Raw genomic sequence first — 26,507 nt, 5'->3', positions numbered from 1 at the left:
CAAAATGACCGTAACAATTGGCCAAACAGCAGACGTTTCAGGCGACGACGACCCGGTTTCGCCCCGTGTCCTTCGCCCGATACAGCGCGGCATCGGCGGCCTCGATCAACGCGTCGGGCGTCGACAGGTCGTCGGCCGACACGGTCGCGCAGCCGATGCTGACGCTCACGCGCCCGGCCGGCGAATCGGGCATCGCGAGGTCGAGCCGCAATACGGCTTCGCGCGCTTCGTCGGCCACCACCCGCGCACCGTGCGCGCCGGTATTCGGCAGCACGATCGCGAACTCCTCGCCGCCGTAGCGCGCGACGATGTCGGTGGGCCGCCGCACCGCGCCGACCAGTGCATTCGCGACGGCGATCAGGCACGCATCGCCCTTCACGTGGCCGAACGCATCGTTGTACGCCTTGAAGTGGTCGACGTCGACCATCAGCAGCGACAGCGGTTCGCCCTGCCGCCGCGCCTGCAGGAACAGCGTGTGGAAATGGTCGTTGAAGTGGCTGCGGTTGAACGCACCCGTGAGCCCGTCGCGCGCGGACGAGCGAATCAGCGTCGCGTGCGCTTCGAACAGTTGCTGATACAGCATCGTCACTTCCCATGCGAGCACGCACACGAGCACGCCCGGCGTGAACATGCTGAACACGCGCGCGACATACCAGCCGAGCGTGAAGCGATGGGTGGACAGCAGGTTCAGCGTCGTATCGGTGAGGCACGCGAGCACCGCGATCGCGAGCCACAGGTCGAGCGTCGTGCGCAGCCGGCCGGTGACCAGCACGGCCACGAGCGCGAGCACGTTGAGGATCCACACGACGAGCGCGGTGCCATTGACTGGCAGCACGGCCGCGTCGCGAGGCGGATGGAACGCGGGCGGCAGCGACACGTTCAGCGCGAGCACGCACAGGAGCGCCGCCGCGACGGCCGGGCCGCCGACGAGCGCGAGCGTCCAGCGGCGTGTTTCTTTCGCACCGACCGGCGCGCGCGTCAGCCGCTCGCGCGCGACCAGCGCGGCCATCACGAAGCACGGAAAGCCGGCATGCCAGAAGACCCACATCCATGCGGCGCTTTGCGGGCGCGCGCCGAGCAGGCCGTGCGGCGCGAACACGCCGGGAAAGGTCAGCAACTGCAGCGCGACGGCGAGCGCGGTGAACGCATAGGCGCCGCCGAGCGCACCGAGCACGGGCTGGCGCGTCACGGTGAACTGCGCGCCGAGGAAGAACGCCGCGATGCTCGCGGTCGTGAACACGGTGAGCGCGCACATCGGCATGAACGGCTCGACGGCCGGCAGCGCGACGTTCGCGTGCGGCACGGCGATCCCGAGCGTGAGCAGGATGACGAGCGCCGTCAGCGCGCCGAACCACAGCTGACGTTGCGTCGTGTGCTGGATCAGGATGCCTTCCATGGAGTCCCCCGGACACGCGTGCGAAACGCCCGATCTTGCGCCGGGCGGCGCGCGCTCCGATCGCGGCGCGACCGGTGCGGCCCGATCCTATCGCGTTATTGGCATCCGCTCAAATGCCGAGCCCCGGGCCGAAGTTGCCGGCAATCCAGCGCGTGACGGCGTCGACGTCCGCGTAGTCCTGTTCGGGCAGGCCGTCGAGCATCGCCAGCACTTCGTTGCTGGCGCCGGCGTCGCGTGCGGCATCGACGATCGCATCCTTGTTCGCGGGATAGCGGACGGCCGCCAGCACATCGGCGATCTGCAGGTCGATCGTTTCGTTCGGGATATCGTGCGGAGGAAGGGCGGGCTTGTCGTTCACGTCGGTGTCTCGCGGGTGGGGCGGGAATCGGGTCGAAGCGCAAGGGTCGTGCCCGCATGTTACCCGGCCTGGGGTGGCCGGCCCTGCGCATGCGGCGGATCGACGATGATCGAAGTCAATGCCCGCGTCGCACGCGGCGCCACGGATGCTTCCAGTCGATGTGCGGTGCGTTCTCGTCGCGCGGATGCTGGCGACGATGCTCCTGCCAGAGTTCGTCGGAAAACAGCGCAGCCACGATGACGAGCGGCAGCACGAGGAAAATTCCGAGGATGACTTGCTCGATCACGATAGCCTCCTTGCGGTGGCAGGAACCCTTGTTCCCATTCTAGGCTCTGAACTTCGCCCGCGTTCAATTTCTTACAGTGCGAAACGGGCCGGAACGCGGCCGCGCCGCAGGCATTCCGCGCATGCGGCGACATCAAAAAGGACACCAACATGCAACTTCAGAACGATACCCACACGCTCGCACTACGGCCGCTGGAACGCCAGGACCTGCGCTTCGTCCACGAGCTGAACAACGACGCGAAGATCATGCGCTACTGGTTCGAGGAGCCGTACGAAACCTTCTCGGAACTGTCGCAACTGTACGACCGTCACGTGCACGATCAGCGCGAGCGCCGTTTCGTCGCGGTCGATGCGCGGGACGAGCTGGTCGGCCTCGTCGAGCTGATCGAGCTCGACTACATCCACCGCCGCGGCGAGTTCCAGATCATCATCGCGCCGCAGTGCCAGGGGCGCGGCTATGCGGGCCAGGCGACGCGCCTTGCGATCGAATACGCGTTCAAGGTGCTGAACATGCGCAAGCTGTACCTGATCGTCGATACGTCGAATGCGGCCGCGATCCACGTGTACGAGAAATGCGGATTCCAGCACGAAGCCGAATTGAAGGAAGAATTTTTCGGGAATGGCGCGTATCACAACGCTTATCGCATGTGCATCTTCCAGCGCGATTATTTCGAGCGCCAGCAAACCGGATTGAATAAAGCAGGGTAAACACCACACGGACGAAATGCGCTTGCGACGGGGCACCGAGCGCGCCGAATAGAGGCGGCGACCTACGGATAAATACGGATGCGCCTATATCTGGCATTTTTCTTGTATCGGGTAAAGGCGCTGCCGCGCTGCGGTAAAAGTCGAATCATTTTGGATGACTTTATGTGCAACGCATCAAAATGAGCCGAATAGCGAAATGGATTATCCAAACCGTTCAATCGCCGCATTGTAACTTCGCTGAAAGCCTTGTGGGATAACGCTTTGCGCCGGGCGGCGCGGGCCCGTCCGCGATTCGGTATCGTTTGCCGGACGCGCGCCGCCTGCGAAAAGCGGGCCGCGCACGGGGTGCGACAATCCGCCGCTATTGCGGTCGCACAACAAATGTGCTTGCTATCGTTTGTCGGTCTTCTAAAGTGAAAAACGCGGGTTCACGATCACCTTTAAACACATAGCTAACCCAGCCTGGTGCCCGCAAGCCTGGAGACAGAACATGATCAAGCGTACCGGTGTCCTTTTTGCCCTTGTCGGCGCGTTTTGCGCGGTGTCGATTGCCCAGGCCGGCGGCGATTCGGCCGTCAAGCCGAAGCAGGAAATCCAGCTGACGAAGAACGCATGGGGCTGCCTGTCGAAAGACAATCTGGACTCCGTACTGAGTCACGAACGTGACGGCAAGTCGCAGGCGAAGCAGCAGTATTTCGACGACTTCCGCTGCCTGTCGGTGCCGGAAGGCCAGCGCTTCCGCGTGGTGTCGGTCGATCAGGGCGACGTGCAGTTCGTCAGCGCCGACAACAGCGACCAGCAAGGCCTCTGGGCCGATTCGCGCTTCGTCAAGCAGTAACCGTCCATTCCCCGCGCAGTCGCACGACGCGCGAGCGCGCCGGCCCGACGAGCCGGCGGCGCGAACCGAACGCGGCCCGGCCCAATGCCGGGCCGTTGCGCTGTGGGTCGCATGACGCGCGCCGGACGGCCCGCATTCGGTATCATCACGGCCCGACCGAACCGAATGCCCGCCCGGGCCGTATCCGCATGGCGCTGAAATCCACGATCTACAAAGCCGAGTTGCAAATCGCCGACATGGATCGGCATTACTACGCCGATCACGCGCTGACGGTGGCGCGCCATCCGTCGGAAACCGACGAACGGATGATGGTGCGCATCGTCGCGTTCGCGCTGTTCGCGCACGAGCGGCTCGAATTCTGCAAGGGGCTGTCGGACGTCGACGAGCCCGACCTGTGGCAGAAGGATCTGACGGGCGCGATCGACGTGTGGATCGAGGCCGGTCAGCCCGACGAACGGCGCATCTCGAAGGCGGCCGGGCGTGCCGGGCAGGTCACGGTGATCGCGTACGGCGGCAAGACGTCGGATATCTGGTGGCAGGGCGTGCGCAGCAAGGTCGAACGGCTGCGCAACGTGCAGGTGCTGTCGCTCGCCGACGGCGTCGCGGCCGCGCTCGGACGGCTCGCGGCGCGCACGATGCGCCTGCAGTGCACGGTGCAGGACGGCGCCGCATGGATCTCGAGCGCGGACCACGATCCGGTCGCGGTCGAGTGGACCGTGCTGAAGGCGCGCGCGGACGCGTAACGGCTCGCGCGCCGGCCGCGTTCAGCCGAGCGCGGCCGGCGGCCCCTTGAATTCGACCATGTTGCCTTCCGGATCGAACAGGTAGATCGACGGCCCGTAGCCGCCGGCGCCGTAGCGTTCGGCCGGCGCGCCGGGCCGCGCGCCATGCGCGGTGCAATGGGCGATCAGTGCGTCGGGATCGAACGGCTCGACGCGCAGGCACAGGTGGTCGAGGTTGCGCCCGGCGCCGGGCGGGCCGCTGTCGGGGCGGTCGATCGGGCCGCCGACCGTCAGCAGGTCGATCAGCGCATCGCCGGCCCGCAGTTGCACGAGGCCCAGATCGGGCTGTTCCTTCTCCACATGGCAGCCGACGGCGTCGCAGTAAAAGCGCGTCATGGCCGCCATGTCGGTCACGCGCAGCACGATGTGATCGATGCCGCGGATGGTGGGCTTCATGGGCGGGACTCCTTCGCAGTCGACGAGCATCGAGTGTAGACGCATCGCGCCTGCGCTGCCGGCCGGAACGCGGCACAATCGACGGACGAAAAAAAGCCCGTTCACGCAGAGCGGAACGGGCTTAATCCATATCAGGAGGAGACATGGAGGAGACAGTTCCAACTATACACACGGCGATGGTGCGACGCAATATTCCGATTGCAAAAAAACGTCAGGACGGCGATTTGTCGCATCCGCACTGCAGCAAAACGGTGACGGGACGATGACGGAAACGGTGCTTGAGCGGCCGCCGCGCGCGTTTCGTCGCATTTATCCCTATGGATGTGGCCCCGATTCGCCGGCACGAATCACAGAGCAAGATCCAGGGCGCGACGGCATGTGCCGATGGCTAGAGTAGGCACCATCTACACTAGAGAGTGCGAGGTTCAGATGAAAACCGCCTATCCGACCGACGATGCCCGCTGGGGCGCCGTGACCGAGCGCGATCCGCACGCGGACGGCGCGTTCTTCTATGGCGTCAGCACGACCGGCGTGTTCTGTCGCCCGACCTGCGCGTCGCGGCAGCCACGCCGCGAGAACGTGTCCTTTTTCGCCGATCCGGCGGCCGCGCGCGCGGCCGGCTTCCGGCCCTGCAAGCGTTGCCAGCCGGAAGGGCTGCCGCGCGAGCTGGAAATCGTCAATCGTGCATGCGCGGTGCTCGACGCGCACGCCGAGCGGCTCACGCTGCAGCAACTGAGCGACGCCGTGCACGTGAGCCCGTTCCATCTGCAGCGGCTCTTCAAGCGCGTGGTCGGCGTGTCGCCGCGGCAGTACCAGGCCGCGCAGCGCGGCGCCGCGCTGCGGCAGGCGCTGCAAAGCGGGCAACCGGTCACGCAGGCGGCCGTCGACGCGGGGTTCAACTCGCCGTCGCGGCTCTATGCGTCGGTGTCGCGCGAATTGGGGATGGCGCCGTCCGCGTTTCGCCGCCAGGGCGCCGGCCTGCGGATCGACTACGCGACCGCGTCGACGTCGCTCGGCACGGTGCTCGTCGCCGCGACCGAACAGGGCATCTGCCGGATCGCGTTCGGCGACGACGCGGCGTCGCTCGTCGTCGAGCTGAAGAGCGCGTTCGCGCGGGCCGAACTCGTCGAATCGTCGGCCCGGCTCGCGCCGTTCGTCGCGCAGATCCGCGCGTATCTCGACGGCACGCGGCACGCGTTCGACCTGCCGCTCGACATCGCGCCGACCGCGTTCCAGCAGCGCGTGTGGGAAGCGCTGACGCATATCCCGTACGGCGAAACGCGCAGCTATTCGGAGATCGCCGAGGCGCTCGGCTCGCCGCGCGCGGTACGGGCGGTCGCGTCCGCGTGCGCGTCGAATCCGGTTGCGCTCGCGATCCCGTGCCACCGCGTCGTGCAAAAGGGCGGCGCGCTCGCCGGCTATCGCTGGGGCGTACGCCGCAAGGCGACGCTGCTCGCGGCCGAGGCGCGCCATGTTCACAACGATGAAGCCGAAGCCGAGACGGAGGGCAGTGCGGTTTGAGCATCGACACGATAACGATCACGTCTGTCGCGAACGGCGGCCCGGTGCCGCCGTCCGCGCAGATGGAACTGCGCTACAAGGCGCCGTACGACTGGGCGCGCGTGCTGCGCTTCTTCAGCGGGCGCGCGATTCCGGGCGTCGAGCAGGTGGCCGGCGGCGCGTATCGCCGCATCGTCGATCTGCACGGCGATGCCGGCCGGCTCACCGTCACGAAGCACCCGCGCAAGCACTGCCTGATCGCGACCGTCGAAGGGGCGGTCGCGCGTCACGTCGACGACGCATTCGCCGCACGTGTCGCGACGATGTTCGACCTCGGCGCCGATCCGGCCGCGATCGGCGGCGGGCTCGCGCGCGATCCGTGGTTCGCGCCGCTCGTCGAGGCCGCGCCGGGGCTGCGCGTGCCGGGCGCGTGGTCGGGGTTCGAGCTGGCCGTGCGCGCGATCGTCGGCCAGCAGGTGAGCGTGAAGGCCGCGACGACGATCGTCGGCCGGCTCGTCGAACGGGCCGGCGAACGCGTGATTCATGAAGACGACGGCGCGCCCGCGTGGCGTTTCCCGACGCCCGACGCGCTGGCCGCGTGCGATCTCGACAAGATCGGGATGCCCGGCAAGCGCGTGGCGGCGCTGACCGGTGTGGCGCGCGCGGTGGCGGCCGGCGACGTGCCGGTCGATCGCGCGCATGCCGATCTCGCGACGCTGCGCCGCGCGTGGCTCGATCTGCCTGGCATCGGCCCGTGGACCGTCGAATACATCGCGATGCGCGCGTGGCGCGACCCGGACGCATGGCCGGCCTCCGATCTCGTGCTGATGCAGTCGATCGCCGCGCGCGACCCGGCGCTCGACCGGCTCACCAGCCAGAAGCGCCGCACCGAAGGCTGGCGGCCATGGCGCGCGTATGCGGCGCTGCATCTGTGGAACGAAGTGGCCGACCGGGCGGGCGGCGCGCGCGGCGGGTAAGCGCGGCGGCCGGCTGCGACCGCCAGCAGGCAGTACCGCAACCCGTTGCGCACGCGATGCCGGCATGCGGCGAGCGCAGGCGTGACGCGGCCCGTCATGGCGATGCCACGCATTCGGCGCCGCCCCGATGCTGCGCGTGCGACGCCCGCGCACGCGTCGCTTCCCGATCCATTCAGCGGCATGGTTGCACCCACGCGCCACCCGTTCGCCGTTCACGTTCCGTCAGACGAATTCCGCTGACCGGCGTGCCGGCCGGCATTGTCCGGAACCGGCGATGGAGGCCGGGACTGGCGCGTCCGGCCCGTCCGGTGGCCCGCTCAGGCCCGTGCGCCGGACCCGGCGCCACCTCAAGCGCGGGTTCCGGCGAGATGTTAAAGTGCCCGCTACCAACGAAGCGACCAACAATCCAGCCGGCCGCGCGCGGCGTTCTGCGCGCGGCCGTCACGCACTTGCGTCTCCATGTCGAACACCATGACTTACCGCCAGTCCGAACTGCTGCTGAAACGCCTCGACGCGCTGAGCTCGGGCCCGACGCGGCAGCATCTGCCCGACGGCCTGCGCGGCATCGAGAAGGAAAGCCTGCGCGTGACGCGCGACGGGATGATCGCGTTCACGCCGCATCCGCGCGCGCTCGGTTCGGCGCTCACGCATCCGGCGCTGACGACCGACTATTCCGAAGCGCTGATCGAACTGATCACGCCCGCGGAGCGCGACGCCGCGCTCACGCTCGAACGCCTCGACGATCTGCATCGCTACGTGTATGCGTCGCTCGGTGACGAGATCCTGTGGAACGACTCGATGCCGGGCCTGCTGCCGGCCGACGACCAGATCCCGATCGCCGACTACGGCACGTCGAACATCGGTCGCCTGAAGACGGTGTACCGGCGCGGCCTCGCGTATCGCTACGGCCGCACGATGCAGTGCATCGCCGGCATCCACTACAACTACTCGCTGCACGAGGAAGTGTGGCGGCGCCTGCATGCGGAAGAGGAATCGACGGCGACGCTCGTCGATTACCAGTCGGAACGCTATCTCGCGCAGATCCGCAACTTCCGCCGCCGCAGCTGGCTGCTGATGTACCTGTTCGGCGCGTCGCCGGTGCTCGACACGAAATTCCTGCGCGGCAAGCCGCACAAGCTCGACACGTTCGACGCCGATACGCTGTACCGGCCGTATGCGACGAGCCTGCGGATGAGCGATCTCGGCTACTCGAACACGACGGCCCAGGCCGCGCTGCACGTCGACTACAACACGCTGCCCGGCTATCTCGACGCACTGTCGAAGGCCGTGAGCGAGCCGTATCCCGCGTACGAGGCGATCGGCACGCATCGCGACGGCGAGTGGATCCAGATCAACACGAACGTGCTGCAGATCGAGAACGAGTTCTATTCGACGATCCGGCCGAAGCGCGTCACGTATTCGGGCGAGCGGCCGTTGCATGCGCTCGCGTCGCGCGGCGTGCAGTACATCGAAGTGCGCTGCCTCGACATCGATCCGTTCGAGCCGACCGGCATCGCGCTGGAGACCGCGCGCTTCATCGATGCGTTCCTGCTCGCGTGCGCGCTCGACGAAAGCGCGCCGCTCGACTGCGACGCGTACAGGGAAGCGAACGCGAACTTCGGCAGCGTGACGCTGGACGGCCGCAAGCCGGGGCTCACGCTGACGCGCGACGGCCAGTCGATCACGCTGCAGCAGTGGGCCGACGAGCTGATGGCCGATATCGAGATCGTCGGCCGACGTCTCGACGAAATCCGCGGCGGCGACGCGCATGCGCGCGCGATTGCCGCGCAGCGCGAGAAGCTCGCCGATCCGGAGCGCACGCCGTCCGCGCGCGTGCTGCGCACGATGCGCGAGAACGGCCAGTCGTTCCTCGCGTTCGCGCTCGCGCAGAGCGAAGCGCATGCCGCGCATTTCCGCGCGCGCCCGCCGTCGGCCGAGACGCTGCGCACCGAGCAGGCGCTCGCCGCGAAGTCGCTCGCCGAGCAGGCCGAGCTCGAAGCGAAGGAGGCCGGATCGTTCGACGCATTCGTCGCCGCCTATCGCGCCTATACGCTGAACCGCTTCAGCGTGTGACGATCGCGCACGCGGCCGGCGCAGAATGCTGCGCCACGCCGCGATGCGACGGCCATCCGGTTCCATCGGTGATCAGTGATGGGCGTACGTGCCGCGATCGACCACGTGCGGCAGCGCCGGCTTGCCCGATTCCGTGCGGGCCCGGGCAGCGCCGCCGTAACCGGCCACGTCGCCTTCACCGCGCGCCTGCGCGGCACGCTGCATGATCGCCTGCATGTTGCCCGGAAAGTCGGGACTGCTTGCGAGGCTCGTCCGGTAGCCGGCGGCCTGCAGCTCCACGAGTTCCTGGCGGACCTGCGCGCGCGTGAGCGTCGACGCGGCTTGCGCGTGAGCGACGAACGCCGCGCCGATCAGCACGAATGCGCATGCCGCGTGTTTCATCGTCTTCATCGTTTTCGCTCCGTGAGGTTCCGGCGCCGCGCCATCGCCGGCGCGGGCGGAAACGATGCAGCCAGTCTAGGCTTCGGATCCCCAACGAAACATCGTCGCGGCTGGCAGTCACCTTTTCTGGTCGCGCAACATTGCGCGCACCGGTGAGCCGGCCGCGACGGGTTTCCTGTCGAGCGCGACAGCGGCGCGCCATCTGCCGGCCATCGTGCGGCGGGCCGCCCGCATCGGCCCGCCGCATCGGGCTTCTCCCCCTTGTACAAGCGTGCCGCGCCTCCTAACCTCTTTTAAGCGACCGATCGGTTGGCCGCGCAACGTCGTTGCGCATGCAAGCGCCCGATCGCGGCCGTGACTGCAGGACATCGCCTTGTACCGAACCCGGCGCATCGACATGCGAATTCGGGTCGACTCTGGAGACACGATGAATCCCACCGACGCCCTACCGCCCGGCATCGTCTTCGCGCAACCGTTGACGCCCGTCGCGCACTCGCTGCTCCTGTCGTTTCTCGTCGCCGTGATCCCGATCGCGGTCGCGCTGATCGCGCTCGGCGTGCTGCGCCGCCCCGCGTGGCAGGCGTCGCTCGCGGGGCTCGTCGCGGGCCTCGCGGTCGCGATCGGCGCGTGGGGGATGCCGGCCGGCCTCGCGTTCAACGCGGTCGGCGCCGGCATGGCGCTCGCGGTCGTGCCGGTGATGTGGATCGTCTTCAACGCGCTGCTGCTGTACAACATCGCGGTGAAGTCGGGTCGCTTCGATCAGTTCCGGCAGTGGATGCTCGATAACCTGCCCGACGACCGCCGCCTCGTGCTGCTCGTCGTCGCGTTCTCGTTCGGCTGTCTGCTCGAAGGGATTTCCGGCTTCGGCACGCCGGTCGCGATCACGAGCGCGCTCCTGATCGCGCTCGGCTTCCCCGCGCTCGAAGCGCTTACCTATACGCTGCTGTTCAACACGGCGCCGGTCGCGTTCGGCGCGCTCGGCGTGCCGATCACCGTGCTCGGCGCGGTCACGTCGCTGCCGCCCGCGACGCTCGCGCAGATGGTCGGCCGCCAGTTGCCGTTCTTCGCGCTGCTGCTGCCGTTCTACGTGGTCGGCGCGTATGGCGGGCTGCGCTCGATCTCGAAGCTGTGGCCGGCGCTGCTCGTGTCCGGCGGCAGTTTCGCGCTCGCGCAGTTCGTCACGTCGAACTACCTCGGCTATCAGCTCACCGACGTGCTGTCGTCGCTCTCGTCGCTGATCGTGACGATCGGCTTCCTGCAGGTGTGGAAGCCGCAGCCCGATCCGCAATACGCGCTCGCGCGCAGCGTGCCGGCCGCCGCCGGCGCCGCGCGCGCGGGCTTCGGCGGCTGGCTGCCGTGGCTCGTCGTGTCGGTGGTCGTGATCGTGTGGGTGCACGCGAACATCGCGGCGATCGGCGACGTGAAGATCAAGTGGCCGGGCCTGCACAACGCCGTGTACGTGTCGCTGTACCACAAGCCGTATGCGGCGATCTGGGATTTCCAGCCGCTCGGCACCGGCACCGCGATCCTCGTGTCGGCGATCATCACGGCCGCGCTGACGCGCACCGGCCCCGGCGCGTTCGTCGAATGCGTGGTGAAGACGTGGCGGCAAACGTGGATCGCGATCGTCACGGTGATGATGATCGTCGGGCTCGCGTACCTGCTGAACTACTCGGGCATCAGCTACACGCTCGGCACCGGCGTCGCGTCGACGGGCGCGCTGTTCCCGCTGGTGTCCGCGTCGCTCGGCTGGATCGCCGTGTTCCTGTCCGGCAGCGACACGTCGGGCAACGCGCTGTTCGGCAACCTGCAGGTCGTCGCCGCGCGGCAGCTCGGCCTCGATCCGGTGCTGATGGCGGCGACCAACTCGTCGGGCGGCGTGATGGGCAAGATGATCTCGCCGCAGAACATCGCGACGGGCGTGTCGACGACGGACCTGAAAGGGCAGGAGGGCGTCGTGTTCGCCCGCACCTTCTGGCACAGCGTGATTCTCACGCTGTTGCTCGGCGTGCTGGTGTTCCTGCAGCAGCATGTGTTGACGTGGATGATTCCGGCGCTGCCGAAGTGACGCACGGCGCCGCCGCAGAAGGAAGGCACGAGGAAAACAACGAGGGAAGGCGCGGGAAAAGCGCCACGGAGCATGCGGAAATGGCGAGCGCGCGGCGGCTCCGCGCGCGTTCGCCCGCCGCGTGCCGCACGGCCGAGGCGTGCCGGTTGCAGGTTGGTTGCGCTCCGGCGCGCAGGACGGGCTTTGGCGACTGAAAACTGTGGACAATATGCCGGGGCGACGGTATACAACGATCATTCGCCGATACGGCGCCCCCGTTTTCACCGACAGCTCCGCCGCCTGCCCGACCATGACCGCCCCGAACGCGCTCAGCGCCATCGAACTCCTGCAAAGCCAGTCGCTCGCGATGATCGTTCAGGACATGCTCGAGCGCGCGATCGTCTCCGGCGAATACGCGCCCGGCGAAAAGCTCAACGAAGTCGATATCGCGACGAAGCTGAACGTGTCGCGCGGCCCGGTGCGCGAAGCGTTCCGCGCGCTCGAACAGGCCGGCCTGCTGCGCAACGAGAAGAACCGCGGCGTGACCGTGCGCGTCGTGCCGCTGCGCGAGGCCGAGGAGATCTACGAAGTGCGCGCGATGCTCGACGAGTCGGTCGCGCGCGCGCTCGCGAAGCGCATCTCGCCCGACACGCTGAAGGTGCTGAAGGGCATCGTCCAGTCGATGAAGGACGCCGCGAAGGCGCACGACGTCACGCGTTATACCGAGCTGAACGTGCAGTTTCACGACGCGATGGTCGTCGGCGTCGGCAATACGCATCTCGTCGATACCTACCGGCGGCTCGTGCGCCAGCTCGGCCTGCTGCGCCAGGCGGCGATCGAGGCCGAGGAGGATGCGATCGCGGTGTCGGCGGCCGAGCACGACAGGATCGTCCAGGCGCTCGCGGCCGGCGACGAGGAAAAGGCCGTCGCGCTCGTGCGCGAGCACGTCGCGCATGGTCTCGCCCGGATGCGCCGCATGCATGAGCAGGGGTTGCCCGCGACGGGCAAGGCGGCGCGGGAGAAGGCGGGCGCGTGAATTGCCGCGTTAGCGGTTACCGCACATTGACGACGCACGGAGTGGGCCAACTGAATCACGGTCTTCGATAGAGATGCCGGCTGGCGCATCCCCGTTGCAGGGCAGAGCCCGACGGCCAGCTCTGCGCAGGACATCGATGATGTTCGTCCGAATGCGATGATCGCTCGCCGCCGATCATTGGCCGCGCTGCTTATCAAAGAAGTCGTCGAGTACCCAACCCGTTCCGGATTCGCAGCGCACTTGCGTGTACGCGTAAATCTTCGCAGCCCGATCCGTCACCGGGACGCAGGATTCGCCTTTCCTGACCGTGAAGATCGGATGCGTTCTGTCGTCGTTTGGCTCGGCGAAGGCTGGCATGTCACGAAGTGCCGCCCATTTCTCGTCTTTATATTTCGAGCACGCACCGATCATCATCGTGAGCGCGACAACTAGCAGCAGGCGTGTCATTTTTTCGGATACCGTCGGATTCCAATCAGGCGTTTCGAATGGCGCAGACCGGTCATCAAATCCGCAGGCGCTATGATACTCGGGAGTTGCCATCTCGGGTCGTGAGCCAGAATTCCCGCTTTGCCAAGTACTTCGGCTATGTTCGAGGAGCAATTGTTGTCGACGAGAGAGTATGGTTTGTTTTCGTGTAGCCGGCGTTTTATCTCGGAAACGATGATCCTTTTCTCATCCCTGGATGTATGAAGGAGATAGCCGATCGTATCGCGTTGCATCTTGGTCTGCTGGCGATTTAAGTAGTTCAGGATGCTATCTACGTCCCATCCCGGGTGCGCTCGGCCATATACGACCCCATCGACTGCAATCGCGACATGTCCGAACTGCGACCCTCTCGAGACGGATCGGGAATCGCTAATCAAGATTTCAATGGTTGTTGATGAGTGCATGAAAGAAAAGGCGGGATTCTATTTTTCGGATTGTTTGAATCCTATCATGCTGTTTTTGATAATAAAATCGAGATAATGAAATGACAAAAATAAAGCGTATGGATTGGTGCGCCGTTTTATAAGTTTTATTTTAGCTGGGACATGTCTTGTCGATGCGTGATTGTCCTCATGGGGGATTTTGCGTTTCGAAACAAAAGCGGCGCCTGGAATCGGACTTTTTCTATTAGCGGGATTTCCCCACCTGTTGTTCGGTCGATGTGCGGATTCGACAGAGGCTGGCGACATGATGGTGCCGGGGAGCCGCCGGCCTCTCCCGTTTCTCGCCGCATTCGCCCCGCCCGTTACGCCTTGTCCGCCTTCCCCGCCGCACTCGCCAACTTCGCGAGCCACGTATCGACGACCGACGGCTGCCGGTTCTCGTCTTCCGCGCGCTCCTTGCGGCGGATCGCATTGCGCACGACATGCGCGCCGACATAGCGAATCGGCTCCGGCGGAAACCGGCCGAGCGGGCCGCGCACGAGCGGGCTGCGCGTCCACGCGTTGTCGAGGCCGAGCACGAGCGACGACAGGATCTGCCCGCCCATGTAGGTCGGCCCGACGCCGTTGCCCGAATAGCCGAAGCCGTAGAACACGTTCGGCGCGTCGTCGAGGCGGCCGAAGAACGGGAAGCCCGTTACCGAGCGGTCCGACGGCCCGTTCCAGCTTGCGGTGATCGGCACGCCCGCAAGCGACGGAAAAAATGCGCGCAGGCTCTGCGTGAGCTGCGCCTCGTACGGCGAGCGCCGGTCGAACACGGGCGCGATGCGGCTGCGCCACGAGAACGTGTTGCCGCCCTTGCCGAGCATCAGCCGCCCGTCGGCCGTCGTGCGGTAGTAGTAGACGAAGATCCGCGAATCGAGCACCGACACGCCGTCCACGAGCCCCGTCCGCTCCAGCAATGCCGGGCATTTCTCGGTCATCACCATGTCGCTCGACACGACCGCGATCGTGCGTTCGAACTGCGGGAAGCGGCTCGCCATCCACGCGTTGATCGCGAAGACCAGCTTGCCTGCGTGCACGCTGCCGGACGGCGTCTGCACGGCGGCCGGCTGCCCCGGCGTGAAGTCGACGAGCGGCGTGCGCTCGTAGATCCGGATGCCCATATCGAGCGCGACGCGGCGCAGGCCGCGCACGAGCTTGCCGGGATGCACGGTCGCGGCGATCGGCGAGTACACGCCGTCGAGATTGCGTGCGGAGCCCGAGCGGCGCGCGACTTCGGCGGGCGGCAGATGTTCGTAGCTGTGGATGCCGCACGCGGCGAGCGCGTCGAGCACCGGCGCGAGCGTGCCGACCTGCGCGCGCGACGTCGCGGTGTACAGCGTGCCGTCGAGCCGCAGTTCCGCATCGATGCCGTGCGTGCGGCAGAAGTCGGCGATGTGCTGGACGGCCGCTTCCGACGCCCTCACGAGCCGGATCGCCTCGGCTTCGCCGAACAGGCGCCGCAGCGTCAGGAATTTCGCGGACCACGTGAGCAGGCAGCCGCCGTTGCGGCCGCTCGCGCCGGCGCCGCACAGGTCGGCTTCGAGGATCGCGATATCGAGCGCGGGGTTGTGCCGCTTCGCCTGGATCGCGGTCCAGAGGCCCGTGAAGCCGCCGCCGACGATGCACACGGCGGCCTGCGTCGCACCTTGCAGCGCGGGGGCGAGATCGCCGTCGTTGAACAGTGCTTGTTCGATCCAGAAGGGGCGCATCGGAGCATTCGTCGATAAAGGGCCGTGCGGCGCACAGCCGGAAAAACGGGCGGCCGCATGCGTATGCGGTCGGTACGTCGCGTCACATCGTCATGCAGCCGCTTCGGCCGATAGGCGGCTGCGGCGCACATCCATCGCCTTCAGCGTGTCGGCGATCGCCGCGACAGCGCGCGGAATCGCGGCTTCGCCGACGCGACCGATGCAGCCGACGCGGAGCGTCTGCACCTTCGGTCCGCTTGCCCGGATACGGAATGTAGTCGCCCTTTTTGACCTCCTGATAACACCGCTTGAAGTCGTCATTCGGATCGTCCGGGCGCCATCGCCTTGCTTCCTGCTTTTTGCATGTTGTTGACAATCTACAAATCGTCCATTTTAATGTCAAGCATCGAAACACCCCTTCGGCGCGGCTCGGGCGCCGACGGCTCACAGCTTCGACAGGAAAAGGAATGAACGTCATGACTGAAACGCCCGTCTCCGTGGAAGTGAACGGCCGTCGCTACAACTGGATGAGCCGGCCCGTGGTGGTCGTCTGCGTCGATGGCTGCGCGTATGAATATCTGGAAGAGGCCGCCGAGGCGGGCGTCGCGCCGTTCCTGCGCACGCTGCTGAAGCCCGGCACGGCACTGAAGGGCGAATGCGTGGTGCCGAGCTTCACGAACCCGAACAACCTGTCGATCGTGACCGGCGTGCCGCCGGCGATCCACGGGATCAGCGGCAACTACTTCTACGATCGCGACACCGGCGCCGAGGTGCTGATGAACGATCCGAAGTACCTCGTCGCGTCCACCGTGCTCGCGGCCTTCGCCGAGCGGGGCGCGCGCGTCGCGGTCGTCACCGCGAAGGACAAGCTGCGCCGTCTGCTCGGCAAGGGGCTGAAGGGCATCTGCTTCTCGTCGGAAAAGGCCGACGAAGCGAGCGTCGAGGAAAACGGCATCGACAACGTGCTGGAGCTGGTCGGCAAGCCGGTGCCGAGCGTGTACAGCGCGGCGCTGTCGGAATTCGTGTTCGCGGCCGGCGTGCGCCTGCTCGAGACGCGCCCGATCGACCTGATGTACCTGTCGACCACCGACTACGTGCAGCACAAGTGCGCGCCAGGCACGGAAGGCGCGAACGCGTTCTACGCGATGATGGACACGTACCTGAAGCGCCTCGACGAGCTCGGCGCGATCGTCGCGATCACCGCCGATCACGGGATGAACGCGAAGCACGACGACGCGACCGGCGAGCCGAACGTCGTCTACCTGCAGGAACTGTTCGACGAATGGCTCGGCCACGATGCGGCGCGCGTGATCCTGCCGATCACCGATCCGTACGTCGTGCACCATGGTGCGCTCGGTTCGTTCGCGACCGTCTATGTGCCGGCAACGGCCGATGCCGAAGCGCTGCGCGCGCGGCTCGCCGCGGTCGACGGCATCGACGTCGTGCTGACGGGCGCCGAAGGCTGCGCGCGCTTCGAGCTGCCGCCCGCGCGGATGGGCGACCTGATCGTGATCTCCAGGCAGGACGTCGTGCTCGGCACGCGCCGCATCAAGCACGATCTGTCCGGCCTCGACGTGCCGTTGCGCTCGCACGGCGGGATCTCCGAGCAGATCGTGCCACTGATCTTCAGCAAGCCGGTCGCGACCGACGTCGCGGGCCGCGCGCGGCTGCGCAACTTCGACATCATCGATATCGCGCTCAACCATCTGCAGTGATGCACGCGCATCCGTGGGGAGATACAGGCATGAACGCCTTTGCAGCATCGACGGCGGTGCGCGAGATTCGTCGCGAGGCACTGCGAATCGACGGCGAGCGGATTCAGCGGGATGCGGTGATCGACGTGCGCAACCCGTACGACGGCGCACTGGTCGGCACCGTGCCGAAGGCGACGCTCGACGACGTGCGCCGCGCATTCGCGGTCGCGCGTGCGTACCGGCCGACGCTCACGCGCCACGATCGCGCGGCGATCCTGCGCCGCGCGGCCGACATCGTGCGTGCTCGCACCGCGGAGATCGCGGCGCTGATCACGGCCGAGGCCGGTTTGTGCATCAAGGATTCGACGTACGAAGCGGGCCGCGTGGCCGACGTGCTGACGTTCGGCGCCGGCGAAGTGCTGAAGGACGACGGGCAGATCTTCTCGTGCGATCTGACGCCGCACGGCAAGAAGCGCCGCGTGTACACGCAGCGCGACCCGCTGCTCGGCGTGATTTCGGCGATCACGCCGTTCAACCACCCGATGAACCAGGTCGCGCACAAGGTCGTGCCGTCGGTCGCGACCAACAACCGGATCGTCGTGAAGCCGTCGGAGAAGGTGCCGCTGTCGTGCTACCTGTTCGCGGACATCCTGTACGAAGCCGGCTTGCCGCCGCAGATGCTGCAGGTGATCACCGGCGACCCGAAGGACATTGCGGACGAATTGATCACGAACCCGGCGATCGACCTGATCACGTTCACCGGCGGCGTGTCGATCGGCAAATCGATCGCCGCGCGGATGGGCTATCGGCGCGCGGTGCTCGAACTCGGCGGCAACGATCCGATCATCGTGATGGAAGACGCTGATCTCGACGAGGCGAGCACGCTCGCGGTGTCGGGCTCGTACAGGAATTCGGGGCAGCGCTGCACGGCGATCAAGCGGATGCTCGTGCACGAGGCAGTGGCCGATCGCTTCACGGAACTCGTCGTCGAGAAGACGCGCGCATGGTCGTACGGCAACCCGTCCGATCCGTCGGTCGACATGGGCACCGTGATCGACGAAGCGGCCGCGCGGTTCTGCGAGCAGCAGGTGAACGACGCGATCGCGCGCGGTGCGCGGCTGCTGGTCGGCAACGTGCGCGACGGCGCGCTGTATTCGCCGACCGTCGTCGATCGCGTGACGCCCGACATGCCGCTGGTCAAGCATGAAACCTTCGGGCCGGTGTCGCCGATCCTGCGCTTTCGCGACATCGACGAAGCGATCCGGATGTCGAACAGCACCGACTACGCGCTGTCGTCGTCGGTGTGCACGAACCGCTTCGACCACATCACGCGCTTCATCACCGAGCTCGAAGTCGGCAGCGTGAACGTGCGCGAGGTGCCCGGCTATCGGCTCGAGCTGACGCCGTTCGGCGGCGTGAAGGATTCGGGGCTCGGATACAAGGAGGGTGTGCAGGAAGCGATGAAGAGCTTCACGAACACGAAGACGTATTCGTTGCCATGGTAAGCGACGTGTAAGGGGCCCGGGCCGGCATGGCAGCTGGTGCGGGCGTTATTCGATCGGCTCATATCGTTAGCCGATTTGCGTTTTTGCCGGGCCTTCCCGCATCGGTAGAATTCGCGGACCTCTCGAACGGCGCAGGCGTGCCGGCGGGATGATTCTCTCCAATCATTCGGGGTCCGCACCATGAAATTCCTCCGCTCCATCCTGGTCGTCGCGCTGCTGCAGGCCGCCGCGGCCACCAGCGCGCTGGCTGCCGACGACCTGTCGCAGATCAAGTCGGCCGGCGTGTTCCGCATCGGTACCGAAGGCACCTACGCGCCGTTCACGTACCACGACGAGACGGGCAAGCTGACGGGCTTCGACGTCGACATCGCGACCGCGATCGCGCAGCGTCTCGGCGTGAAGCCGCAGTTCGTCGAAGGCAAATGGGACGGGCTGATCGCGGGTCTCGACGTGAACCGCTACGACGCGGTCGTGAACGAAGTGTCGATCACCGACGCGCGCAAGGCGAAATACGATTTCTCGACGCCGTACATCACGTCGCACGCGGTGCTGATCGTGCGCGCGGACAACACGACGATCCGCTCGTTCGACGACCTGAAGGGCAAGAAATCCGCGAACACGCTGACCAGCAATTTCGGCAAGCTCGCGGCCGCGCACGGCGCCGACGTGGTGCCCGTGCAGGGCTTCAACGAATCGATCGACCTGCTGACGTCCGGACGCGTCGATGCGACGATCAACGATTCGCTGTCGTACCTCGATTTCCGCAAGCACAAGCCCGACGCGAAACTGAAGATCGCGGCGACCGACACGAGCGGCGCGGGCGACGCGTCCGGCGTGCTGCTGCGCAAGGGCAGCCCCGCGCTGGTGGCCGCGATCGACAAGGCGCTCGCGGACATCAAGGCGGACGGCACCTACGCGAAGATCTCGCAGAAGTACTTCGGCCGCGACGTGTCGCAGCCGTGACGCGAGGCTGAACGATGCCGGCCTGGCTGCACCTGATGGCGGAATCGCTGCGCCCCCTGCTCGTTGCAGGGCTCGTGTTTACGGTTCCGCTCACGCTCGCGTCGTTCGCGATCGGCCTTTTGCTCGCGTTCGGCGCAGCGCTCGCGCGGCTGTTCGGGCCGCGCTGGGCGCAGGCCGTCGTGCGTTTCTATATCTGGCTGTTCCGCGGCTCGCCGTTGCTCGTGCAGTTGTTCGTGATCTTCTACGGGCTACCGAGCGTCGGCATCGTGCTCGATCCGCTGACGGCCGCCGTGATCGGCTTCTCGCTGAACGTCGGCGCGTACAACGCGGAAGTGATTCGCGGCGTGATCGAATCGATCCCCAAGGGGCAATGGGAGGCCGCGTACTCGATGTCGATGACGCGCGCGCAGGCGCTGCGCCGCGCGATCCTGCCGCAGGCCGCGCGCGTCGCGCTGCCCGCGCTGTCGAATTCGTTCATTTCGCTCGTGAAGGACACGTCGCTCGCGGCCGTGCTGACGGTACCCGAGATCTTCCAGGCCGCGCAGCGCATCGCGGCCGTGACCTACGAGCCGCTGATTCTCTATACCGAAGCCGCGCTGATCTATCTGCTGTTCAGCTCGGTGCTGTCCACGCTGCAACGTCGCCTCGAAACCCGCTTCGGCCGGCATGCGCTGTTCCACGCGGAGTTGCGATGATCCGTCTCGAGCGCATCGACAAGTCGTTTGGCTCGCATCGCGTGTTGAGCGGAATCGACCTCGCATTGCAGCCGGGGAGCGTAACGGCGCTGATCGGCCCGTCCGGCAGCGGCAAGAGCACGCTGCTGCGCTGCGTGAACCTGCTCGAAGTGCCGGAGGCGGGCGCGCTCGCGGTCGGCGATGCGCGCATCGCATTCGTGCCGGGGTGCCGGCCGTCGCGCGACGCGGTATTCGCGGTGCGCAGGCAGACCGGCATGGTGTTCCAGAACTTCCAGTTGTTTCCGCACCTGAGCGTCGTGCAGAACGTGATGGAGGGGCTCGTGACCGTGCAGCGCTGGCCGCGCGAGCAGGCGCGCCAGCGGGCGCTCGCGCTGCTCGACAAGGTGGGCATCGCGGGCAAGGCCGACGCATGGCCGGCCACGCTATCGGGCGGACAGCAGCAGCGCGTGGCGATCGCGCGCGCGCTCGCGCCGTCTCCGCAGGTGCTGCTGTGCGACGAGCCGACATCGGCGCTCGATCCGGAACTGTCCGTCGAAGTGGTCGAGGTGCTGCGCCAGCTCGCGCGGGAAGGCACGACGATGCTGATGGCCACGCACGACCTGCGCCTGGCCGCGTCGATCGCGCATGATGCGGTGTTCCTCGCCGATGGCCGCATCGTCGAAGCCGGCGCGTCGCGCGACCTGTTCGGCCGGCCGCGCGACCCGCGTACCGCGAAGTTCGTCGCGACGCTCGCGCAAGGCGTGCCGGTGTTCTGACGACGCGACGCGAGGTGGCTGGCGGTCAGCGTGGCGCGTGCGCGTCGAGCACCGCGGCGACGATCGCCTCCGGCGCATCTTCCTGAACCAGATGGCCCGCGTGCGGGACGCGGATCAGCTTGCCGTTCGCGACGCGATCGGCGAGCGCCTGCCCTTGCTCGAGCGGAATCCATGCGTCGTCCTCGCCCCACACGATGCGCACCGGAAAGTCCGGCGGCGCGTAGCGGGCTTCCGCTTCCTCGATGTAGCGCTGGCGCATCTGCGCGATCTGACGGTAGAACGCGGCCTGGCCGGCCGGCGTGAGCCACGGTGCACGGTAGATCGACAGTGCTTCGTCGCTCAGCGGTCGTGCGACCGCCTGGCCGATATAGGCCGACACGAGCGCACGGTGCGCGTACGCGGGCAGGCCGGTGAACGCGGCTTCGTGCTGCGCGACGTGACGCACGAACGGCGACCCTTGCGGCGCGATCGCGACCGGGTTCACGAGCGTGAGATCCGCATACGCGATGCCGTCGAGGAAGTGCGCGCGCAGCACCGTGGCGCCGCCGTAGTCGTGCGCGAGCACACGCGGCCGCGCGAGTGTCCATTCGTTCAGCAGTGCGCCGAACAGCGCGTTCTGGCGGCCGAGCGACACGTCCGCGTCCGGCATGTCGGACTGGCCGTAGCCGAGCAGGTCGTAGACATACACGCGATGGCGCCGCGCGAGCCACGGCGCGATCCGGCGCCATACCTGCGACGAAAACGGCGTGCCGTGCACGAGCACGAGCGGCGGGCCTTCGCCGAGCGTGCCCCATGCAATCCGGTGGCCTTCGAAATTGAAGCGGTTCGGGAGTTCGAGCATCGGCTTCTCCGTGCTAACCTGTTTTGGTTGTTAACAGGTTACGCCGGATTTTCCGGATATGAAACCGATAGGTGCAAATAAATGGTTACTCGATCCGACCCGGCACGGCACGGGCACGAATGGCGCGCGGCCGATTTCGTCGGCGGCCATCCGGCGCTCGACTTCCTCAACACGGTGGCCGACACGGGCAAGACGCGCGACGAGGACAAACTCGTCGACTGGCCGGCCGTGCGTGCGTGGGCCGGGAAAGCGGGGTTGCTGGCGCCCGACGATCTGGCGCGGCTGCTGCGTCATCCGCGCCAGGATGGCCCCGAGGAGCTGGCGGCGCTGCACCGCTTTCGCGACGACGCGTACGCCGCGATCGTGCACCTGACGGCCGCGGGCGGCGGCGGCGCGGGCGCGCGCGCTGCCGAGCGGCTTGCGCTGGCGATCCGCGAGGCGATCGGGCGGAGTGCGTTCGATGCGGTTGGCGGCCGCTTCGCGTGGCGACCGGACGCGCGCGCTGCGTCGCGCTGGATCGATGCGGCTGCGCTCGGTTTCGAGGATCTGATGCGCAGCGACGATTTCGCGCGCGTGCGGCAATGCGGCCGGTGTACGTGGTTCTTCGTCGATCGCGGCCGCGGCGTCGGGCGGCGGTGGTGCGACATGCGCACGTGCGGGAACCGCGCGAAGGTGGAGGCGTTCAGGGAGCGGTGACGCGCGGCGCGGCGGTTGCCGCACCGCGCCGCGCGTGGGTCATCGAGCGGCCTCGGCTTCGTGCGGCCGATGGTCGGGCCATAACGTCGCGGCGGCGAACAGCCCGGCCGCCAGGAATGGCGCGCCGATCGCGAACAGGATGGCCGTGAGGCCCCAGCGATCCCAGAAGCGATCGACGAGCGCACGCTCGGGCGTGACGGGATCGTACAGCACGTCGACCGCATCGCCTTTGTGGAGGCCCGGAGGCGACGCCGCGGAGCCCTGGGCGAATGTGATCAGCCGCCCGCTGTCGGTCGTGAACGCGACGATGGCCGAATACAGCGACGTGCGCGACCGCGACGGCCGCCCGTTTTTCGCGATCTCGACCACATGGCCGGTCGAACGCGCATAGTGGTGGACGATTTGCCACTGACGCAGCCCGGCCGCGCCGGCGCCGGCGAGGAAACCCGTGCCGATCGCGATCGGAATCAGCGCGATCGCGACATCCCAGCGGCGCCGTGCCGGCTTGCGTTCGACGTGGCGCGGCGCCGGGCCCGACTGCCGGCGGCGTCGCTCGCCCGCGAGCAGCAGGCCGCCGATGGCGAACGACGCGACGGCGAGCAGCGCCGGCACGGCCACCGGAAGCCAGCGTTGCGCAAAATCGTCGATCAGCGCGGGGCGCTCCGGGTGGTCGGGGTCGAGCAGGATGTCGACGTTCTCGCCGATGTCGTACGCGGGCACCGCGGATGCAGTATTGCCGGCGACTTCGCGGCGCCGGCCGTCGTTCGCGAGATACGCGACGATCGGCCGGTACGCGCGCATTGCATCGCTGTCCTGGACGATGCGCACGACCGTGCCCGGCGCGCGGACCAGGCGGTCGGGTTCCCGGCCGGCCGTGACGGCGAGCACGCCGGCCAGCACGAACAGCACGACACCGATCATCAGTGCGACCAGCGCGTCCTTACCCGGCATGACGCGATCCGGTTCTGGCGTCGCGCGGATCGGGGCCGGCCCGGGTGAGCGGCCCATCGCGACGGACAGGCCGATATCGGCGCAACCATGCCCTCTGAATGGTCGCGTCTCGTTCACATGCTTCCATGTCTGACGTCCCATGTTCTCTCAGTGCCGGCGGGCAAATGACGAACCCCGCGCCGGTCGTGTGATATTTGTCGGACGATTCTAGCGGAAACGATGCGCGACGGGCGTGCGGCGGCGTACCGCGAAAGGCGCGCGGCGCGCCAAAACGGAAAAGGCCGGTCAGCTTTCGCTGACCGGCCTTTGAAATTCCTGGTGGGGCGTGAGTGACTCGAACACTCGACCTACGGATTAAGAGTCCGCTGCTCTACCAACTGAGCTAACGCCCCCAACAGAAGAAAGATTATGCCGGGGTTTTCGGGACATGGCAAGCCTTTTCTGCGAATTTCCCGAAAATATTTCGTCACGCCGGCGGCGGTTGCCGGCGCGGTAACGAGCGGTCGCAGTTTGCGCGCTCCCGGTATGATGACGCCACACGCGTTGCGCGGTGGTCGCGCAACGTTTTCTGGACATTCGAAGATGGACGAAAACGCAGTCCGCGAATTGCTGGATCGCCTGCTGGCCCCGTGGGTCCGCTCGCTGGGTCTGGTCCCCGTGTCGATCGGCGACGACAGCGTCACGTTGCGCCTGCCGTTTTCCGGCGAGTTCCGCCATTCGGGCGGCGTGATCTGCGGCCAGGTGTTCACGGCGGCCGCCGACACCGCGATGGTGGTCGCGATCTCGGCTGCGCTCGGCGAATTCCGGCCGATGACGACGGTGTCGCTGAACACGAACTTCATGCGTCCCGTGCGCAAGGGCGACGTGCTCGTCACCGCGCGCGTGCTGCGGATGGGTCGCAACCTCGTGTTCGGCGAAGTCGAGCTGTTCGACGAGGACGGCAAGATGGCCGTCCACGCGACGTCGACCTACGCGCTCGTCAGCTGAGCGGCGCGATGTTCGACCAGATCGTCTTTGCGGGCGGCGGCAATCGCTGCTGGTGGCAGGCCGGCTTCTGGGACGTCGCGCAGCCGGCCCTTGGCCTGCGCCCGCGCGTGATCACCGGCATCTCGGCCGGCGCGGCGACCGCCTGCATGCTGTATACACGCGACGCCGCATGGGTGATGCGCTATTACGAGGAGGCGCTGCGCCACAACCGGAAGAATGCGTACTGGGGCAACCTGTTCGGGCGCGAGCCGGTGTTTCCGCATTACCGGATCTATCGTCAGGCGCTGCTCGACATCTACGGCGAACCGTTCGCGAAGCTCGCCGCGGCGCCGGAAATCCGCATCGGCGTGTCGCACGTGCCGCGCTGGCTCGGTGCGCGCAGCGCGGTCGCGGCCGGCCTCGTCGCGTACAACATCGAGAAGTACGTGCGCAAGACGCTGCACCCGACGCTCGGGCGCACGCTCGGCTTTCGGCCCGAATTCGTGCGCGCGCAGGCCTGCGCGCACGTCGACGAACTCGCCGACCTGATCCTCCAGTCGTCCTGCACGCCGCCGTTCACGCCGGTGCTGCGGCGCGGCGGCCGGCCGGTGCTCGACGGCGGGATGGTCGACAACGTGCCGGTCGATGCGCTCGATCCGTCTCCGGGCGACGTGCTGGTGCTCGTCACGCGGCTGTATCCGCGTCCGCAGATGTTCACGGTCGCGCATGGCGACCAGCGGCGGCTGTACGTGCAGCCGTCGAGCAAGGTGCCGATTTCGAGCTGGGATTACACGAGCCCGTCGCAGATGCGGCATGCGTACGATCTCGGGCGGCGCGACGGCGAGCACTTCCTCACGCGCGTCGACGCGATGACGGGCGGCCGCGTGGCCGCCTGACGGCGGGAATCGGGCAACGGGGCCACGCGACGCGCGCGGCCCGCGCGATCAGCGCTTGCGGATCGGCGTCAGCGCTTCGGGGTTGGCGACGCTCGACATGTCGCCGTCGTCGAACGCGAGAATGTTGCGGAATGCGGCACTGAAATACAGTTCGTAGCTTTCGCGTTCGACGTAGCCGATGTGCGGCGTGCAGATCACGTTTTCCATCCGCAGCAGGCTGTAGCCCTGCAGGATCGGCTCGCTTTCGAACACGTCGATCGCGACCATCCCCGGCCGGTTGTGCGACAGCGCGTTGACGAGCGCGTTTTCCTCGAGCAGCTCGGCGCGGCTCGTGTTGACGAGCAGCGACGTCGGCTTCATCCGCATCAGGTCTTCCTGCTTCACGATCCCGCGCGTGTCGTCGTGCAGGCGCAGATGCAGCGACAGCACGTCGCTCTGCTCGAACAGCGCTTCGCGGCTCTCGGCGGCCGTGTAGCCGTCGGCGCGCGCGGCCTCGAGCGAATGCTCGCGGCCCCAGATCAGCACGTTCATCCCGAACGCCTTGCCGTAACCGGCGACGAGCCGGCCGATCTTGCCGTAGCCCCAGATGCCGAGCGTCTGGCCGCGCAGCACCTGGCCGAGGCCGAAGTTCGGCGGCAGCGCCGACGTCTTCAGGCCCGACTGCTGCCAGGCGCCCTGCTTCAGGTTCGCGACGTACTGCGGAATGCGGCGCTGGGCGGCCATCACGAGCGCCCAGGTCAGCTCGGCCGGCGCGACGGGCGAACCGGTGCCTTCGAGCACCGCGATGCCGCGGTCGGTACACGCGTCGAGATCGATGTGGCTCGACACGCGGCCGGTCTGGCTGATCATGCGCAGGTTCGGCAGCTTCGACAGCAACTGCGAGGTAATCGGGGTCCGTTCACGAATCAGCACGAGCGCCTCGACTTCCGCCAGACGGCTGGCGAGCTGTCCCAGGCCGCGCACCGTATTGTTGAAGACCTTTACGTCGTGGCCGGCGAGCATCTCGAAGCAGTTCAGTTTGCGGACGGCGTCCTGGTAGTCGTCGAGGATGGCAATTTTCATGGTGAACGGGGTGTCGCGCGTTGAAAGCGGGCACGGGCGGCGGCGCATCTTGCGCACCTGTTCCGCCCGGCCGGGGCCGACATGATGCTACGCCGGCCGCCTTCGTG

General features: G+C 67.1%; 26 protein-coding genes, 1 tRNA gene and 1 pseudogene. 16 read left to right on the top strand and 12 right to left on the bottom strand.

Annotated features, from left to right (window positions below):
* Positions 1-37: 37 nt before the first annotated feature.
* The 3 genes from CFB35_RS16785 to CFB35_RS34990 all read right to left on the bottom strand — a co-directional run bounded on the left by CFB35_RS16785 (position 38) and on the right by CFB35_RS34990 (position 2,040).
* Entirely contained in the window at positions 38-1,396 is a 1,359-nt protein-coding gene (locus CFB35_RS16785; RefSeq protein WP_089465249.1) for a sensor domain-containing diguanylate cyclase, read from the bottom strand.
* Between the two features lie 109 nt (positions 1,397-1,505).
* Positions 1,506-1,754: a DUF2795 domain-containing protein gene (locus CFB35_RS16780; RefSeq protein ID WP_060966488.1), complete on the bottom strand. Its 249-nt coding sequence runs from the start codon at positions 1,752-1,754 to the stop codon at positions 1,506-1,508.
* 115 nt (positions 1,755-1,869) lie between these two features.
* Positions 1,870-2,040 (bottom strand): hypothetical protein, encoded by a 171-nt coding sequence (locus tag CFB35_RS34990; protein WP_006489933.1) that lies wholly within the window; start codon positions 2,038-2,040, stop codon positions 1,870-1,872.
* Between the two features lie 149 nt (positions 2,041-2,189).
* Between CFB35_RS34990 and speG the strand changes: the two genes are divergently transcribed.
* The 3 genes from speG to CFB35_RS16765 all read left to right on the top strand — a co-directional run bounded on the left by speG (position 2,190) and on the right by CFB35_RS16765 (position 4,328).
* Positions 2,190-2,747, top strand: a complete 558-nt coding sequence (gene speG, locus CFB35_RS16775) for a spermidine N1-acetyltransferase (RefSeq protein ID WP_059573584.1) — start codon at positions 2,190-2,192, stop codon at positions 2,745-2,747.
* Positions 2,748-3,237: 490 nt separating this feature from the next.
* A complete protein-coding gene (sap1, locus tag CFB35_RS16770) occupies positions 3,238-3,585 on the top strand; it encodes a surface attachment protein Sap1 (RefSeq protein WP_059573585.1) in 348 nt (115 codons plus the stop codon).
* A gap of 188 nt (positions 3,586-3,773) precedes the next feature.
* Entirely contained in the window at positions 3,774-4,328 is a 555-nt protein-coding gene (locus CFB35_RS16765) for a YaeQ family protein (RefSeq protein WP_060312299.1), read from the top strand.
* A 21-nt stretch (positions 4,329-4,349) separates the two neighbouring features.
* On the opposite strand, the gene CFB35_RS16760 is transcribed toward CFB35_RS16765, so the two are convergent.
* Positions 4,350-4,763, bottom strand: coding sequence for a VOC family protein (locus CFB35_RS16760; protein WP_089465248.1), 414 nt, complete (start codon positions 4,761-4,763; stop codon positions 4,350-4,352).
* A gap of 429 nt (positions 4,764-5,192) precedes the next feature.
* On the opposite strand from CFB35_RS16760, the gene ada reads away from it, so the two are divergent.
* The 3 genes from ada to gshA all read left to right on the top strand — a co-directional run bounded on the left by ada (position 5,193) and on the right by gshA (position 9,313).
* Complete coding sequence (ada, locus tag CFB35_RS16750; protein WP_089465247.1) at positions 5,193-6,284, top strand: bifunctional DNA-binding transcriptional regulator/O6-methylguanine-DNA methyltransferase Ada; 1,092 nt, start codon at positions 5,193-5,195, stop codon at positions 6,282-6,284.
* A complete protein-coding gene (locus CFB35_RS16745) occupies positions 6,281-7,240 on the top strand; it encodes a DNA-3-methyladenine glycosylase (RefSeq protein ID WP_059573589.1) in 960 nt (319 codons plus the stop codon). Before ada ends, CFB35_RS16745 begins: the two co-directional genes overlap by 4 nt.
* 459 nt (positions 7,241-7,699) lie before the next feature.
* Complete coding sequence (gshA, locus tag CFB35_RS16735; protein ID WP_179231747.1) at positions 7,700-9,313, top strand: glutamate--cysteine ligase; 1,614 nt, start codon at positions 7,700-7,702, stop codon at positions 9,311-9,313.
* A gap of 72 nt (positions 9,314-9,385) precedes the next feature.
* Here gshA and CFB35_RS16730 read toward each other — a convergent pair whose 3' ends face one another.
* Positions 9,386-9,703 (bottom strand): DUF4148 domain-containing protein, encoded by a 318-nt coding sequence (locus CFB35_RS16730; RefSeq protein ID WP_089465245.1) that lies wholly within the window; start codon positions 9,701-9,703, stop codon positions 9,386-9,388.
* 418 nt (positions 9,704-10,121) lie between these two features.
* On the opposite strand from CFB35_RS16730, the gene CFB35_RS16725 reads away from it, so the two are divergent.
* The gene (locus CFB35_RS16725; protein WP_059573592.1) at positions 10,122-11,762 is read left to right on the top strand and encodes an L-lactate permease; all 1,641 of its coding nucleotides are present in this window, start codon (positions 10,122-10,124) and stop codon (positions 11,760-11,762) included.
* Positions 11,763-12,051: 289 nt separating this feature from the next.
* A complete protein-coding gene (locus CFB35_RS16720; protein ID WP_059573593.1) occupies positions 12,052-12,777 on the top strand; it encodes a phosphonate utilization associated transcriptional regulator in 726 nt (241 codons plus the stop codon).
* Positions 12,778-12,951: 174 nt separating this feature from the next.
* Here the strand turns inward: CFB35_RS16720 and CFB35_RS16715 are convergent, their stop codons facing one another.
* From CFB35_RS16715 to CFB35_RS16705, 3 genes and pseudogenes are all read right to left on the bottom strand, one after another.
* On the bottom strand, positions 12,952-13,317 hold the full coding sequence (locus tag CFB35_RS16715; RefSeq protein ID WP_179231734.1) for a hypothetical protein: 366 nt from the start codon (positions 13,315-13,317) through the stop codon (positions 12,952-12,954).
* A gap of 691 nt (positions 13,318-14,008) precedes the next feature.
* A complete protein-coding gene (locus CFB35_RS16710; protein WP_060010889.1) occupies positions 14,009-15,397 on the bottom strand; it encodes an FAD-dependent oxidoreductase in 1,389 nt (462 codons plus the stop codon).
* 90 nt (positions 15,398-15,487) lie between these two features.
* Positions 15,488-15,710 (bottom strand): annotated as a pseudogene (locus CFB35_RS16705) (2-aminoethylphosphonate--pyruvate transaminase); the annotation flags it as partial.
* Between the two features lie 142 nt (positions 15,711-15,852).
* Here CFB35_RS16705 and phnA point away from each other — a divergent pair.
* From phnA to CFB35_RS16680, 5 genes are all read left to right on the top strand, one after another.
* The gene (gene phnA / locus CFB35_RS16700; RefSeq protein ID WP_059573646.1) at positions 15,853-17,091 is read left to right on the top strand and encodes a phosphonoacetate hydrolase; all 1,239 of its coding nucleotides are present in this window, start codon (positions 15,853-15,855) and stop codon (positions 17,089-17,091) included.
* Positions 17,092-17,120: 29 nt separating this feature from the next.
* Positions 17,121-18,575: a phosphonoacetaldehyde dehydrogenase gene (phnY, locus tag CFB35_RS16695; protein WP_060010891.1), complete on the top strand. Its 1,455-nt coding sequence runs from the start codon at positions 17,121-17,123 to the stop codon at positions 18,573-18,575.
* A 180-nt stretch (positions 18,576-18,755) separates the two neighbouring features.
* Positions 18,756-19,538, top strand: coding sequence for an amino acid ABC transporter substrate-binding protein (locus tag CFB35_RS16690; protein ID WP_060010892.1), 783 nt, complete (start codon positions 18,756-18,758; stop codon positions 19,536-19,538).
* A 14-nt stretch (positions 19,539-19,552) separates the two neighbouring features.
* A complete protein-coding gene (locus CFB35_RS16685; protein ID WP_059573598.1) occupies positions 19,553-20,233 on the top strand; it encodes an amino acid ABC transporter permease in 681 nt (226 codons plus the stop codon).
* A complete protein-coding gene (locus tag CFB35_RS16680) occupies positions 20,230-20,988 on the top strand; it encodes an amino acid ABC transporter ATP-binding protein (RefSeq protein WP_089465244.1) in 759 nt (252 codons plus the stop codon). The genes CFB35_RS16685 and CFB35_RS16680 overlap by 4 nt, the downstream gene beginning before the upstream one ends.
* A 25-nt stretch (positions 20,989-21,013) precedes the next feature.
* On the opposite strand, the gene CFB35_RS16675 is transcribed toward CFB35_RS16680, so the two are convergent.
* Positions 21,014-21,829, bottom strand: a complete 816-nt coding sequence (locus CFB35_RS16675) for an alpha/beta fold hydrolase (protein ID WP_059573600.1) — start codon at positions 21,827-21,829, stop codon at positions 21,014-21,016.
* An 81-nt stretch (positions 21,830-21,910) separates the two neighbouring features.
* Between CFB35_RS16675 and CFB35_RS16670 the strand changes: the two genes are divergently transcribed.
* Complete coding sequence (locus CFB35_RS16670; protein ID WP_060010894.1) at positions 21,911-22,525, top strand: CGNR zinc finger domain-containing protein; 615 nt, start codon at positions 21,911-21,913, stop codon at positions 22,523-22,525.
* A 39-nt stretch (positions 22,526-22,564) separates the two neighbouring features.
* On the opposite strand, the gene CFB35_RS16665 is transcribed toward CFB35_RS16670, so the two are convergent.
* Entirely contained in the window at positions 22,565-23,617 is a 1,053-nt protein-coding gene (locus CFB35_RS16665) for a DUF3592 domain-containing protein (RefSeq protein WP_060010897.1), read from the bottom strand.
* A gap of 175 nt (positions 23,618-23,792) precedes the next feature.
* A tRNA-Lys gene (locus CFB35_RS16660) sits at positions 23,793-23,868 on the bottom strand.
* 190 nt (positions 23,869-24,058) lie between these two features.
* Here CFB35_RS16660 and CFB35_RS16655 point away from each other — a divergent pair.
* Both CFB35_RS16655 and CFB35_RS16650 read left to right on the top strand, forming a co-directional pair.
* The gene (locus CFB35_RS16655; RefSeq protein WP_027785770.1) at positions 24,059-24,463 is read left to right on the top strand and encodes a PaaI family thioesterase; all 405 of its coding nucleotides are present in this window, start codon (positions 24,059-24,061) and stop codon (positions 24,461-24,463) included.
* Between the two features lie 8 nt (positions 24,464-24,471).
* A complete protein-coding gene (locus CFB35_RS16650) occupies positions 24,472-25,338 on the top strand; it encodes a patatin-like phospholipase family protein (RefSeq protein WP_059573647.1) in 867 nt (288 codons plus the stop codon).
* Positions 25,339-25,386: 48 nt separating this feature from the next.
* Here CFB35_RS16650 and CFB35_RS16645 read toward each other — a convergent pair whose 3' ends face one another.
* Entirely contained in the window at positions 25,387-26,400 is a 1,014-nt protein-coding gene (locus CFB35_RS16645) for a D-2-hydroxyacid dehydrogenase family protein (protein ID WP_059573604.1), read from the bottom strand.
* Positions 26,401-26,507 lie beyond the last annotated feature (107 nt).

The sequence above is a fragment of the Burkholderia sp. AU16482 genome, assembly GCF_002223285.1.
GTDB lineage: Bacteria > Pseudomonadota > Gammaproteobacteria > Burkholderiales > Burkholderiaceae > Burkholderia > Burkholderia semiarida.
This window is presented reverse-complemented; position numbering and strand designations above follow the sequence as displayed.

What these genes read in the sequence shown, in the direction of transcription:
- CFB35_RS16680 (WP_089465244.1), top strand. Translation starts at nt 20,230, where the DNA reads ATGATCCGTCTCGAGCGCATCGACAAGTCGTTTGGCTCGCATCGCGTG.
- CFB35_RS16645 (WP_059573604.1), bottom strand. Translation starts at nt 26,400, where the DNA reads ATGAAAATTGCCATCCTCGACGACTACCAGGACGCCGTCCGCAAACTG.
- CFB35_RS16730 (WP_089465245.1), bottom strand. Translation starts at nt 9,703, where the DNA reads ATGAAGACGATGAAACACGCGGCATGCGCATTCGTGCTGATCGGCGCG.
- sap1 (WP_059573585.1), top strand. Translation starts at nt 3,238, where the DNA reads ATGATCAAGCGTACCGGTGTCCTTTTTGCCCTTGTCGGCGCGTTTTGC.
- CFB35_RS16685 (WP_059573598.1), top strand. Translation starts at nt 19,553, where the DNA reads ATGCCGGCCTGGCTGCACCTGATGGCGGAATCGCTGCGCCCCCTGCTC.
- CFB35_RS16720 (WP_059573593.1), top strand. Translation starts at nt 12,052, where the DNA reads ATGACCGCCCCGAACGCGCTCAGCGCCATCGAACTCCTGCAAAGCCAG.
- ada (WP_089465247.1), top strand. Translation starts at nt 5,193, where the DNA reads ATGAAAACCGCCTATCCGACCGACGATGCCCGCTGGGGCGCCGTGACC.
- CFB35_RS16665 (WP_060010897.1), bottom strand. Translation starts at nt 23,617, where the DNA reads ATGGGACGTCAGACATGGAAGCATGTGAACGAGACGCGACCATTCAGA.
- speG (WP_059573584.1), top strand. Translation starts at nt 2,190, where the DNA reads ATGCAACTTCAGAACGATACCCACACGCTCGCACTACGGCCGCTGGAA.
- CFB35_RS16675 (WP_059573600.1), bottom strand. Translation starts at nt 21,829, where the DNA reads ATGCTCGAACTCCCGAACCGCTTCAATTTCGAAGGCCACCGGATTGCA.
- CFB35_RS16690 (WP_060010892.1), top strand. Translation starts at nt 18,756, where the DNA reads ATGAAATTCCTCCGCTCCATCCTGGTCGTCGCGCTGCTGCAGGCCGCC.
- CFB35_RS16670 (WP_060010894.1), top strand. Translation starts at nt 21,911, where the DNA reads ATGGTTACTCGATCCGACCCGGCACGGCACGGGCACGAATGGCGCGCG.
- CFB35_RS16650 (WP_059573647.1), top strand. Translation starts at nt 24,472, where the DNA reads ATGTTCGACCAGATCGTCTTTGCGGGCGGCGGCAATCGCTGCTGGTGG.
- phnY (WP_060010891.1), top strand. Translation starts at nt 17,121, where the DNA reads ATGAACGCCTTTGCAGCATCGACGGCGGTGCGCGAGATTCGTCGCGAG.
- CFB35_RS16765 (WP_060312299.1), top strand. Translation starts at nt 3,774, where the DNA reads ATGGCGCTGAAATCCACGATCTACAAAGCCGAGTTGCAAATCGCCGAC.
- CFB35_RS16655 (WP_027785770.1), top strand. Translation starts at nt 24,059, where the DNA reads ATGGACGAAAACGCAGTCCGCGAATTGCTGGATCGCCTGCTGGCCCCG.
- CFB35_RS16710 (WP_060010889.1), bottom strand. Translation starts at nt 15,397, where the DNA reads ATGCGCCCCTTCTGGATCGAACAAGCACTGTTCAACGACGGCGATCTC.
- CFB35_RS16760 (WP_089465248.1), bottom strand. Translation starts at nt 4,763, where the DNA reads ATGAAGCCCACCATCCGCGGCATCGATCACATCGTGCTGCGCGTGACC.
- CFB35_RS16785 (WP_089465249.1), bottom strand. Translation starts at nt 1,396, where the DNA reads ATGGAAGGCATCCTGATCCAGCACACGACGCAACGTCAGCTGTGGTTC.
- CFB35_RS16725 (WP_059573592.1), top strand. Translation starts at nt 10,122, where the DNA reads ATGAATCCCACCGACGCCCTACCGCCCGGCATCGTCTTCGCGCAACCG.
- CFB35_RS16715 (WP_179231734.1), bottom strand. Translation starts at nt 13,317, where the DNA reads ATGGCAACTCCCGAGTATCATAGCGCCTGCGGATTTGATGACCGGTCT.
- gshA (WP_179231747.1), top strand. Translation starts at nt 7,700, where the DNA reads ATGTCGAACACCATGACTTACCGCCAGTCCGAACTGCTGCTGAAACGC.
- phnA (WP_059573646.1), top strand. Translation starts at nt 15,853, where the DNA reads ATGACTGAAACGCCCGTCTCCGTGGAAGTGAACGGCCGTCGCTACAAC.